Annotated in this window: 11 protein-coding genes and 1 tRNA gene; all 12 read right to left on the reverse strand. The window is 35.9% G+C overall.

Features of this window, described 5'->3' with window-relative positions:
• Positions 1-1238, reverse strand: a 1238-nt coding sequence (locus Q0A18_RS12900) for a hypothetical protein (protein ID WP_292010561.1), incomplete at its 3' end; no start/stop codon positions are given.
• A gap of 193 nt (positions 1239-1431) precedes the next feature.
• Positions 1432-1505: transfer RNA gene (locus Q0A18_RS12905), tRNA-Ala, on the reverse strand.
• 95 nt (positions 1506-1600) lie between these two features.
• Entirely contained in the window at positions 1601-2080 is a 480-nt protein-coding gene (locus Q0A18_RS12910) for a MarR family winged helix-turn-helix transcriptional regulator (RefSeq protein WP_292010562.1), read from the reverse strand.
• Between the two features lie 3 nt (positions 2081-2083).
• Complete coding sequence (locus Q0A18_RS12915) at positions 2084-2575, reverse strand: GNAT family N-acetyltransferase (protein WP_292010563.1); 492 nt, start codon at positions 2573-2575, stop codon at positions 2084-2086.
• Between the two features lie 133 nt (positions 2576-2708).
• Positions 2709-4124, reverse strand: a complete 1416-nt coding sequence (locus tag Q0A18_RS12920; protein WP_292010564.1) for a TolC family protein — start codon at positions 4122-4124, stop codon at positions 2709-2711.
• A 21-nt stretch (positions 4125-4145) separates the two neighbouring features.
• Entirely contained in the window at positions 4146-7292 is a 3147-nt protein-coding gene (locus tag Q0A18_RS12925) for an efflux RND transporter permease subunit (RefSeq protein WP_292010565.1), read from the reverse strand.
• Positions 7292-8476, reverse strand: a complete 1185-nt coding sequence (locus Q0A18_RS12930) for an efflux RND transporter periplasmic adaptor subunit (RefSeq protein WP_292010566.1) — start codon at positions 8474-8476, stop codon at positions 7292-7294. Before Q0A18_RS12930 ends, Q0A18_RS12925 begins: the two co-directional genes overlap by 1 nt.
• Position 8477: 1 nt before the next feature.
• Positions 8478-8933: a transcriptional regulator gene (locus Q0A18_RS12935; RefSeq protein ID WP_292010567.1), complete on the reverse strand. Its 456-nt coding sequence runs from the start codon at positions 8931-8933 to the stop codon at positions 8478-8480.
• 118 nt (positions 8934-9051) lie between these two features.
• The gene (locus tag Q0A18_RS12940) at positions 9052-9567 is read right to left on the reverse strand and encodes a GNAT family N-acetyltransferase (RefSeq protein ID WP_292010568.1); all 516 of its coding nucleotides are present in this window, start codon (positions 9565-9567) and stop codon (positions 9052-9054) included.
• An 85-nt stretch (positions 9568-9652) separates the two neighbouring features.
• On the reverse strand, positions 9653-9883 hold the full coding sequence (locus Q0A18_RS12945) for a DUF2007 domain-containing protein (protein ID WP_292010569.1): 231 nt from the start codon (positions 9881-9883) through the stop codon (positions 9653-9655).
• 63 nt (positions 9884-9946) lie between these two features.
• The gene (lat, locus tag Q0A18_RS12950) at positions 9947-11272 is read right to left on the reverse strand and encodes an L-lysine 6-transaminase (RefSeq protein WP_292010570.1); all 1326 of its coding nucleotides are present in this window, start codon (positions 11270-11272) and stop codon (positions 9947-9949) included.
• Between the two features lie 53 nt (positions 11273-11325).
• Complete coding sequence (locus Q0A18_RS12955) at positions 11326-12876, reverse strand: aldehyde dehydrogenase family protein (RefSeq protein ID WP_292010571.1); 1551 nt, start codon at positions 12874-12876, stop codon at positions 11326-11328.
• Between the last annotated feature and the right edge of the window lie 27 nt (positions 12877-12903).

Here is a 12903-nt window from a genome sequence, read left to right on the forward strand (position 1 = left end):
CTTAAAAAACCCAATTCTAAATCTCCTGAAAATTTAGCCATATATTTGATATAATCTTTTGTGAAATTACTAATCTGGGCTGGTGTAAAAGTCTTTATTTGATATTGATTTCCAACAAATCTTATTTGATAGTTTCCTTTTATTGAAATCATTACTGCATAAACCTCTGATAAAGGTCTTCCTTGTTCCTGTGCATTTTTTATCATATCCATAAAATACCATACATCAGCAGGAGAAAACATTTTTATTCCTTCTCTAATCATTTCATTCCCATCCTCATCTGTATAAGTATAATCATTAGGGTGTGTATGCATATAGCCAAAAATATCATAATTCTCTGGTAAAGATGCCTTTGGTAAAGATAGTGTATTTGAATTGTCTGTTGATCCTGAAGTATCATGATAATTATAATTATTATTTGTACGTTGAGTATATCCAGTTTCTCCCTTTAATCCTAACTTACTTTGCAAATCACTGACTTTATTTTTAAAATCAGGGTTTGATCTTTGTATTCTTACTTGTAAACAAGTACTTAATTCAAGATCTGGAGCGCCACCACCTCCGCCACCGTCAAGGTTACCGTCAATACAGTTTTCATAGATTGAGCATCCACCCGAAGTTCCACCGCTCCCTCCAGAAGGTAACCCGTTTCCGTTTCCACCTTTAGGCACGGTAATAATTACCGTATCAATATCACATGGAGGATAACCGTCAAAACCACAAGCAGACTTGCTTAACCTCTTATTTACAGTAGTCTTTACATACTGCGTCTTAAACAGTCTCAAAATTTCCTGAGAGTTCTTTTCACCTGTTGACATCTCGTAATATTCGACTATGGTTTCATTTTCCCTTAGAGACGCAACCATTATGCCATCTACCTGATAGTTTCTTACCAAAGGAAAAAGAACATATTTTTCTTTGTTATCAGTAGTAAATTCCTGTGAACGGATATTGAACTCGATATATTCCGTTGATACGGCTTCCGATTTGCTGAAAGACCTTTTCATAGTTTTTGCCGTATGGCTTACATTGTAAAGACTGTCGTATCTTTCCATCAGGGTTTTAAACCCATCTGCATAATTAATTGTTTTGCCATCCTGTGCAGAAAATACCTGAAATTTATTGGAAGTATACTTTTCATCATTACTTTTCATATAATCATCCTCTGTACTACAGGAATGTAAAGTAAATAATGATATAGCTACAGGGAGTAACCAGGGAATAATTTTTTTTCTCATGAATATTAATTTTTATAGGTCAAAATAATACTTTTTTAATTTTCACAAATATGTGAGAATAATATGAAAATAAAATGCGGTTTGCCACAATAAGAAAAGTCAAGTAAAAATATTTTTGAATTTGAAGAATTTCAACAGAAAGAATTTACATAATTAAAAAAGAGTTGTAATAAAAAACTACAACTCTTTTTTGTGGAGAATACGGGGATCGAACCCGTCACCTTTAGACTGCCAGTCTAACGCTCTAGCCAGATGAGCTAATTCCCCTTTCTGCTCTTTTTTGAAGCGGTACAAAAGTAAGTATTTATAGCACATCCACAAATATTTTATGAATAAAAATTCATAAAATTAATTAGAAAGCATTATTTCTCAGATTTCAACTGTAAAGCTCTTTGTAAAAATGACTGATGGCTTAGCCTTTCTTCAGCTTTATCAATAGCCGATAAAAGACCGTTTTCCTTCTCAAAAATATCATATAAAGCTTTGGATATTAACTCCCACACGGGTTTCATTTTTTCTATCAATTGAAGACCTTCTTTGGTGAGCATAATCTGCCTCTTTCTTTCATCCAGTTTATTCTTTCTTGAAATGATAAGCTTCTTTTTTTCCAGTTCTTTAAGTAGGCTTATGGTAGACGGATGGCTGTAACCTATTTCATTAGCCAGTTCTACGACATTCAGGGATTTCTGATGATAGAGGGTAAGAATTACAGGAAACCATTTCGGCTCAAAATCGATTCCAAATTCCTTATAGATCAGGGCTCCATCTTTACGGATCTGTTCACTCAGCCGTTGTAAGCGGGTTGATATCGCAAGGATACCGGCTTCATTAATAATATTCATAACTTATTTATTGAGATTAAGAGTGTAAAAAATATTATCAGCATCCATTACAGGAAATTGAGAAGGCAGTGATTCTTTTTTTATTTCTATAAATTCATTGCGTTCATAAAAGCGGATGGCGGCTTTTAAGATGTTTACAGTTCCCAGATATAATACATCTATTCCATTTTTTCTGCAGAAAGAAATCAGTTCATCCACTAAGTTTTGGGCTATTTTCAATTCCTTCCCCCTGTATTCTTTTTTTACAAACATTTTTCTGATAGCCCCCGCCTTTTCATCAAATTTAATTAAAGCAATGGTTCCTACTAATTCTTCATTGATAAGAGCACCCCAGAAATGTCCACCATCTTTAAAATAAAATTCTTCAATCTTTAAAAGATCAGGCTGATCATTTAGAGTAATAGGAACATTGAATTCTTTTTGCTGAATAGTAAGGATCAGATCAATCACCTGATCAGTGTAATGATTATTGATGGGTTTTATACTTAGATTCATATTTTATTATTTAATGTATAAAACTACGTAGTTAACTACATATATGCAATTATTTATTATACTTTTTTATTATAGCTGAATAAAAAAGCGTATGCCCAAAGACATACGCTTACAAATTATTATTTATTTACCACTATTTCCATCCTCCGCCTAAGGCTTTGTAAAGGTCCACAGCAGCTTTCATTTTGTTGTACTCAGCATTTGTAATATCAAGTTCAGCATTCAAAGAACTTACACTTGCTGTTAATACATCCAGATAATTGGCCATACCATAATTAACAAGTTCCTGAGAATAATCTACAGTCTTTTTATAAGAAGTAAGCTCTTTCTTTTTCAAATCAATGAAAGAATCCTGTACAGAGAATACTCTAATGGCATCAGAAACTTCTTTACCTGCTGTAAGAACAGTTTTTCTGAAGTTAAGATAGGCAGTTTCCTTATTGGCAAGACTTACATCATAATTGGTTTTAATCTGACGCTTGTTAAGGATCGGCTGTGTTAAACCGGCTACTACTGTTGCAAATAATGAGTTAACATTGAATAAGTGATCAATATCCACCGTTTGAACTCCTCCATTTGCTGTAAGCGATAAACTAGGATAAAATTGGGCTTTTGCTACATTAGTCAATTCAAACGCATTCATTAATGTATATTCAGCCTGCATTACATCAGGGCGATTAGCCAATAACTGTGCCGGATAACCCAATTCCAGATTAACCGGAATCTTTTGAGTTTCCAATGTAGATCTCTGAATAGAATGTGGTGCTTCACCCATTAATAAGCTCATTGTATTCTCTAAAGACTGAATCTGAGTATCCATATCAATCAGAGAAGACTGGGCATTTAAAAGAAGGGCTTCACTTTGCTGAACAGCAACTTCGGTTACAGTTCCGGCTTCTTTCAGAGCCTTATTGGTTTCCAGATTTTTCTTACGGACTTCTATAGTTTCTTCAATAATTCTCTTTTGAGAATCATAAGCCAACAGCTGGTAATAGCTGGTAGCAATAGAAGCAACCAAATCACTTTTTACCGCTTTATGCGCAGCAACCGTTCCTAAATAACTGGCAAGCTGGGCCTTCTGCTGAGCTTTCAGTTTTCCCCATAGATCAGGCTCCCATCCAAGACTTGCAGTTATATCAAACTGGTTGATATAACGCCTTGATCCGATGATCTGTCCAAACTGGGTATTTAAAGACTGTGTCTGGAAAGTATAATTGGGACCTACAGAAAGCGTAGGCTGAAATGCAGCTTTACTTTGCTTTAGGTAAGCCTCTGCGGAAGTAATATTCTGCAGGGCGATTCTTATATCTAAATTGTTTTCCAAAGCTTTGGAAATATGTCCCTGAAGCACAGGATCCGTAAATATCTCTTTCCATGAAATATCTGCAATCGTGGTACTGTCTTTCGGCAACATATCTGTTCGGAAAAGTTTTTCATCTACTACATCTTTCGGTCTTTCATATTCTTTTCTGGCCATACAAGATGAAACGGCAGCTAATACGACAACTGAAAATGTAATTCCTTTTATTATTTTTAATAAACTCTTCATTATATGAAATCTTAAAGATTTTTATTCAGCTAAATTGATCTCTTCTTTTTTAAGCGGCTTGATTTTTTCCTGTAAATATTGGAAAACCACAAACAGTACAGGTATTACAAACAGCCCCAGAATGGTGCCTATTAATAATCCTATAGCTGCTCCCGTTGCAATAGATCTGTTACCTACAGCACCGATTCCACTTGCTAACACCAATGGCAATAATCCGAAGATAAAGGCAAATGATGTCATAAGGATCGGTCTTAATCTTGCTTTAGCAGCATTAATAGCCGACATTACAATAGTTTCACCATGCTGTCTCCTTTGTACGGCAAACTCTACAATCAGAATCGCATTTTTAGCCAATAAACCTACCAGCATGATCAGGGCAATCTGGAAATAAATATTGTTTTCAAGACCCATGATTTTTTGCCCGAAATAAGCTCCCATTACTCCTAAAGGAAGTGAGATCACAACAACCAATGGAAGAATATAACTTTCATATTGCGCAGAAAGAATAAAGTAAACAAAAATCAAACTCAATGCAAAGATTAAGATCGTCTGGGATCCTGAATTCAATTCTTCTCTTGTTAACCCTGTAAACTCTACATCATAATTCTGATTTAACTCTTCTTTAGCCACTTCCTGAACTGCAGCAATAGCATCCCCGGAACTAAATCCCTGAGAGTTAGATCCTGTAATTTTCACAGAACTGAATAGGTTGTAACGGCTTACGGATTGTGGTCCGTATGTTTTTTCCAGTTTTACAAACTGAGAAATAGGTGACATAGTCCCTGATCCTGTTTTTACATACAGCTGATTCAGGTTTCCTACATCTCTTCTGTCATCCGGAAGAGCCTGCACCATTACCCGGAACTGTTTCCCATATTTGGTAAAGTCAGCGGTATAAATTCCCCCGATATACCCCTGCATGGTCGTTAGGATATCACTTACCGATACTCCCATCTGCTTAGCAAGAGGAACATTAATTTCCATCTGGTACTGAGGATATTTTGTATTGAATGATGTCTGCGCAAATTCAACTTCTGGCCTTTGCATCAGTTTACCGATAAACTCAGTACTAATATTATCCAAATCTGTGTATTCTCCACCTGATTTATCCAGTAATACCATTTCAAAACCGGCACTCGTACCGAAGCCAGGTACACTTGGAGGCTGGAAGAACACTACTTTAGCATCAGGAACTTTTCCTGAAATTCCAAATAATTTCTTAGTGATATCTTCAGAAGTTAAACCGTCTTTTTTTCTGTCTTCAAAAGGAGTTAATTTAATAAAGGCAAGACCATTATTACTACCTGTACCGGATAAGAATCCACGTCCTGTAGATATCGTAACGTTTTGAATTCCCGGAATTTTCAAAGCATTAGCCTGAAGGGTCTTCATAGCGTTATAAGTTCTTTCCATTGAAGCTCCGGGAGGAAGCTGAACATCAGTAAAGATAATTCCACGGTCCTCTGTAGGTACAAATCCTTTTTTCATAGTTGAACTTGCCCAATAAAGAATACCACCAGTAATGGCGAATATAATAAGCGTTACCCATTTATGTCTCAATAAGAATACAAACCCTCGTCCGTAACGTTCTGTAACTGTTCTGAAGGCAATATTGAATTTATAGAAGAACTTTTTCATAAAGTTCATCTTCTGATAATCTTCATGATGTTCTGCATGAGGCTTCAGGAATAATGAACATAATACCGGACTCAATGTCAATGCATTAATTGCCGAGATCACAATAGCCACAATCAGCGTAATACCAAATTGTTGGTAGAATACTCCTGTAGGTCCTGTAATAAATGTTACCGGAACAAATACCGATGCCATTACCAGGGTAATGGAAATAATCGCTCCTGTGATCTCGTCCATTGCTTCTACGGTTGCCTTTTTAGCATCTGAAATACCGTGTTCCATCTTGGCGTGGACGGCCTCGACGACGACAATTGCATCATCCACCACAATACCAATTGCCAATACTAAGGCGAATAATGTTAAGAGGTTAAGTGAGTAACCAAATAAATTCAGGAAGAAGAAAGATCCTACAATTGATACCGGAACTGCAATAGCCGGAATTAAGGTAGAACGGAAATCCTGTAAGAAAATATACACTACAATAAATACAAGAATGAAGGCTTCAATTAAGGTATGTATAACCTTTTCAATAGAAGCATCAAGGAATTCATTAGTATCAAAGTTATAAGTATATTTTATCCCAGCAGGAAAGCTTCCTTCTGCTGATTTAAGATAAGCTTTAATATTTTTAATAATATCCTGAGCATTGGATCCCGGTGTCTGGAAAATCCCCATACTGATGGAAGGATAGTCTCCATTCTCCCCGATTCCGGTATAAGAAAGACCAGCCAGTTCCACTTTGGCAACATCTTTCAGCATCAGGTTCTGTCCATCACTAAGAGACTTAATGATGATATTATCATATTGTTCTTTTTCGTTAAATTTACCAACATACTTGATGATATATTCAAAAGAACTTCCGCTATTCTGTCCAAGGGAACCAGCTGCAGCTTCCAAACTCTGCTCATTAATGGCTGCAGTTACATCAGAAGGTTCAATACCATAAGCTGCCATTTTTGCAGGGTCCAGCCATACTCTCATGGAGTAATTCTTACCACCGAAAACGTTAGCATCTCCTACCCCATTAATCCTTTTAATAGCAGGTATAATATTAATATTTAAAAAGTTCTGAAGATATACATCATCAAGATCTTTATTTTCAGAATAGAATGACATATACATCAGGGCACTTGTCTGCTGTTTTTGGGTAACTACCCCTGAACGTGTTACTTCACTTGGCAATAAAGGCGTTGCTCTGGTTACACGGTTTTGTACGTTAACTGCTGCGATATCCGGATCAATTCCTTGTTTAAAAAACACCTGAATCTGTGCAGAACCATCGTTTCCAGCCGTAGATGTAATATAATCCATTCCTTCTACCCCGTTGATCTGTTCCTCCAGAGGAACCACCACACTTTTCATTACGGTTTCGGCATTGGCTCCGGTATAGGTAGCACTCACACTTACCGTAGGCGGAGCAATATCTGGATACTGTGTAACAGGCAAGGCTATAAGTCCTAATATTCCGAGTATAACAATCAAGATTGATATAACGGTGGACAAAACCGGTCTGTTAATAAAGTTTTTTATCATTAGAATTTCGGTTTTATAGATTGAACTAAGCTGTCTAATTTCACAGGTTGTGGTTTTACAGGAGTTCCTGATTTTAATCCTCCGATTCCAGCTGCAACAATTGTTTCTCCTTTATTCACCCCTGATTTTAACAAGGCCATATTGTCAATTCTGTCGATTACACTTACCACAACATTTTTAGCTGTATCTTTTTCTACTTTATAAACATATACAATACCTTGTTGTTCATAGGTAGCGCTTTCAGGAACGACCATTACGTTATCATAAGATTTTGGAAATCTTATGGTTCCGCTGTTACCGTTACTTAAAAGCTTCTGAGCATTATTAAACCCAACTCTGAATTGAATGGTTCCTGTAGTAGGATCAATCTGTCCTGTAATAGCTTCAATTCTTCCTTTTTCAGGATAAAGGCTTCCGTTGGCCAATTGTAATTCCACCATAGGAAGATTCTTTATTTTTTCAGGCATAGTAGCACCCACTGTTTTTTCAAGGAAATCAAAATATTCTTTTTCATTCATTGAAAAGTAAGCATATACCTGAGAAGTATCGGAAATAGTGGTAAGAGCCGTTTGATCGGTTGGCCCTACCAAACTTCCCACTTTTAAAGGTAGCTTCCCTACTACTCCGGAAATAGGTGCACGGATTATAGAGTAATCAATATTAGCCTCTACTTCTTTATAGTTGGCAGCAGCTTGATGTTGCGATGCAATAGCCTGCTGAAGCTGTGCCTGTGCCGATGCCAGATTAGCCTGTGCCGTTTGAAGCTGAACATTACTGATGATTTTTTTATCAACCAGCGGTTTCAATTTGTTAACTTCCACCTGTGCCGCGTTTACAGAAGCCTGTGCCGCAGCAACACTTGATTTAGCAGCACCAATTCCTGCTTTTGCAGCTGCTGCATTCTCATTTAAAGTATTTGTTTCCAAACGGAACAATGGCTGTCCCTTCGTAACATACTGACCTTCATCCACCAAAACCTGGGTAATATACCCCTGTATTTTAGCTCTTACATCATTATTTACGATCCCTTGAATGTTAGCTGGAAAAGTCTGATATCCTACGATATTTTTTACTTCCACAGATACTACCGGATAGGGCTTGGCACCCCCTTGGTTAGCCGCTTCCTTTTTACAGGCAGTCAGAGAAAATGCTGCCACTGAAAATATAATAAGCTTATTTTTCATTTTATAGTTTATTAAGAGATTCCTGAATATTTTTAATATTTTTATTTAAAAGAGATTTATAAGCCTCTATTTTTTCAATATATGTCTCATCTTTATTTTTTCTGAAATTGTTGATATCATCTAAAAGCTTTAATTCGTCCTGCATTTTTTGTACTATTTTTTCAAACCTTATTTTCATGTATTCATCATTTGTGAAAAAATATCGTTTTCTTTCGTCTATTTTATTAATATCTATAACCAGCTGTAAATTAATTAACATGGCGATATTGGTAGAGACTGAACTTTTACTTGCAGAAAAAACTTCTACAAACTCATCAAAGGTTACCCCTACCTTATCGAAATCAAAAATGAGATAGGAATAGATTTTAGATGCCAGCGGAGGAATATTGAAAACCGTCCCGTAGAACTTCACTGCGTCCTGAAAAATCTTTTCGTCAACCTCTATACTTTTTAGCATTTTGGTAAATTTTCAACAAATGTAAAAAATTAGTTCGGAACAAAACGAACAAACTTTAATAGACTTTATAAATATTATCCGTTTTAAAAATTCAATTAAAACAGATTTAACTTTTGGTCTAAAAAATAATCTTCTCGAATGCCTTTCGCATCCCTCCTCTCAAAAGTACCTCCCCACAATAGGAATAACCAAGATTTTCCAGAATTTTGAGCATAGCAATATTGTCATAGTTCGTATCTACTTTTATACTTGCCACTCCTTTAGATTTTGTAAAATCTTCAATAAGCTCAAAAAGTTTTTTTACTAATCCTTGGCCTGCAAATTCTTCTAATACGGCTACCCTGTGGATCACTAAAAATTCTCCATCACTGAGCCAGGCCCCTTCAATTGTGCTGTAAGCCGGTTCATCATTAAAAATAAGAGCGGTATAAACGGCAACTTGGTCATCAACAGTAAGAACGTATCCGAATCCTTTTTCTATATCGCTTTCTACTGTTTGCTGATTAGGATATCCATCCTGCCATTGGGTACTTCCATCCAGTCTTCGTCTTTCAATAGCCTGTTGTAGTATAATCCAGATGATTTCTTTATCTGATGATTCTGCTTTTCTGAGTTTAATTTCCTGGTTTAACATATTTAAAATTTAGAAGTAAAAAACCGAAAACTAATTGATATTAATTTTCGGTTTGAAGTAGTAAAATTTAAAATTATGAAATTGTTTATTGATTTTCACTTTGTTGAAGGTATCCATCAATAATTTCAAATGCTTGTTTTTCGTCTTCCAAATCCACCATAACTTTTAATGAGGTTGCAGTAGGCGTTGTAGTAAAAGTTAAATAATTATTTTCTACCTCATTATTAATCTGAGCATCATCTAATTTAGATTTGATCAACTGAATTTCTGAAGGATTATCACTTTCAAAGACTGATACACGTGTACTTCTTTCCATATTTTATCCCTTTTTGAACACTTAAAAGTACAATGTTTTTTTGAAAATTACAAATTCTGATGTTTAAATTTTGTTAATGTTATTCTCTATCTTATCTAAAGCAATCTGAATTTCTTCCTTTGAAACGTTTAAATGGGGTCTGAATCTCAGGGAATGATTTCCACATCCCAATATGATCAGACCATCTTTAAAAAGCTCTTTTCTAAGAATATCCCTCTGTTCGGGAGTAGGCATGTCGATTGCGCACATCAATCCCCTCCCTCTGGCATTAGAAATTTTATCCGGATATCTCTCGGATAAATCCTTCAGACTTTCTAAAAGATATTCACCCATCAGCCTAGCATTTTCAACGAGATTTTCTTTCTCTATCACTTCCATTACCAGCTGGAAACGAAGCATATCTATAAAATTTCCTCCAAAGGTAGAATTGATTCTGGAACTTTCTCTGAATACATTATCGGGAATTTCATCAAATTTTGCCTTATTAGCCAATACTCCGCAAACTTGGGTTTTCTTACCAAAAGATATGATGTCCGGCTTAGCAGTAAAATGCTGGAAAGCCCACATTTTTCCGGTAATACCTATACCAGTCTGTACTTCATCAAAGATGAGCAATACTTCGTTATCATCACAAAGTTTTCTTAATCCAGTAAAAAATTCATCCCGGAAATGATTATCTCCTCCTTCTGCCTGAATAGGTTCAATAATGATGCAGGCTACTTTATTTGGGTTGGAAAGAATTGCTTCTTCAATCTGTAATAATGCCAACCTTTCATTTTTGATAGTCTCTTCCAGATTATCTTCTGTAATAGGGAAATTCAATTTAGGATTAAGAATTCTCGGCCATTCGAATTTAGGAAAATATTGATGTTTCCTTGGGTCTGAGGTATTGGTTAAACTTAATGTATAGCCGCTTCTTCCATGGAATGCCTGTCTGAAGTGAATACAGATCCCAGCTTCCATCTGAAATCCTTTCTCAAAATTCTTTCGTGTTTTCCAGTCAAAACATGCTTTCATCGCATTTTCCACCCCTAAAGTTCCTCCTTCAATAAAAAAAGCATATTGTAACTCTTCCGGAATGACAACACGTTCAAAAACTTCAAGAAAATGAGCATATTCTTCCGAATATACATCGGCTAAAGTAGGTTTGTTTACAGCCATTTTCCCCAGCCAGCCGGATTTTTCCAGAATATAGGGATGGTTGTAGCCTACAGAAGCAGAGGCAAACATTGAAAACATATCTAAATATTCTCTTTCAGTAAGCTTATCGTAAAGCCATGAACCATGAGATTTTTCGATATCCATAACAAAATCAAAACCGTCTGCAAGAACGTGTTTCCCTATAATTTCTTTTACTTTATTTGTTTTTATGTCGATTGTCTGTTCCATATGTAGTTGTGATTGAAAGATTAAAAATTAATTTTTAAATTTTATAAACCATTTTAAATATCAAACTTAATTCCTTGTGCTAAAGGTAATTGAGCTGTATAATTAATAGTATTTGTCTGTCTTCTCATATAATATTTCCAAACATCAGAGCCGGATTCTCTTCCTCCTCCTGTTTCCTTTTCTCCTCCAAAAGCTCCGCCAATTTCAGCTCCGGAAGTTCCTATATTGACATTAGCAATACCACAATCGGAACCGGCATGGGAAAGGAATAATTCAGCTTCTCTCAGATTTTGAGTCATGATAGCGGAAGATAATCCCTGAGGAACGTCGTTCTGAATAGCAATAGCTTCTTCCAATGTTTTATATTTAATAAGATATAAAATGGGAGCAAAAGTTTCATGCTGTACGATTTCGTAAGAATTCTTCACTTCTGCAATACAAGGTTTTACATAGCAGCCTGATTCATATTCTTTACCCTTAAGAACTTCTCCTTCAACAATAAATTTACCACCTTCTTTTTCACATTTTTTAATGGACAATTCGTATTGTTTTACAGCATCTGTATCGATTAATGGTCCCACATGATTCTTTTCATTAAGAGGATTTCCTATTTTCAATTGTCCATAGGCCTTCACCAAACGATTCTTCACTTCCTCATATACACTTTCATGGATGATTAATCTTCTTGTAGAAGTACATCTTTGTCCTGCTGTACCTACAGCACCGAAAACGGCACCTATCACTGACATATCTATATCAGCATCTTTAGAAATGATAATAGCATTATTCCCTCCTAGTTCAAGGATTGATTTTCCAAATCTTTCTGCTACTTTAGATGAAACCATTCTTCCTACTCTTGTAGATCCTGTGAAGGAAACCAAAGCAATTCTTTTATCATCTACTAATTTTTGTCCTATTACATGATCTGCAACTAACACACTGGAAATTCCTTCCGGAAGATTGTTTTCTTTTAAAACTGCAGCCATAATATTCTGGCATGCGATAGCACAAAGCGGTGTTTTTTCCGAAGGCTTCCAGATGGTAACATTTCCGCAGATCAGAGCTAAGGCCGCATTCCAGGACCAAACAGCAACAGGGAAATTAAAAGCAGTGATAATCCCTACAATGCCTAAAGGATGGTATTGCTCGTACATTCTGTGACCTGGTCTTTCGGAGTGCATGGTGTATCCGTGAAGCTGTCTTGAAAGTCCCACAGCAAAGTCACAGATATCGATCATTTCCTGAACTTCACCTAATCCTTCCTGCAATGATTTTCCCATTTCATAGGATACCAATTTTCCAAGATCATCTTTATAATCTCTGAGTTTCTGAGCTAATTGCCTTACGAGTTCACCTCTTTTGGGAGCAGGAATCAATCTGAATTCCTGAAAGGCTTTTTGCGCAGTATCGATTACTTTATAATAATCATTTTCTCCTGAAGATTTGATTTTTGCGATCAGTTTCCCATCTACAGGGGAAAAGCTTTCTATTGTCTTTCCGGAGGCGAAGAATTTACCTCCTGTGGATGTTCCTTTATTCTCTTCTTTAATACCTAGATTTTTGAGTGTTTTATCAATTCCAAAATCTTTAAGATTTTTAGACATAAATAATTACTTTTCGTTTTTCTAAAG

The organism is Chryseobacterium sp., assembly GCF_022712095.1.
In the GTDB taxonomy this organism is placed as follows: Bacteria; Bacteroidota; Bacteroidia; order Flavobacteriales; family Weeksellaceae; genus Chryseobacterium.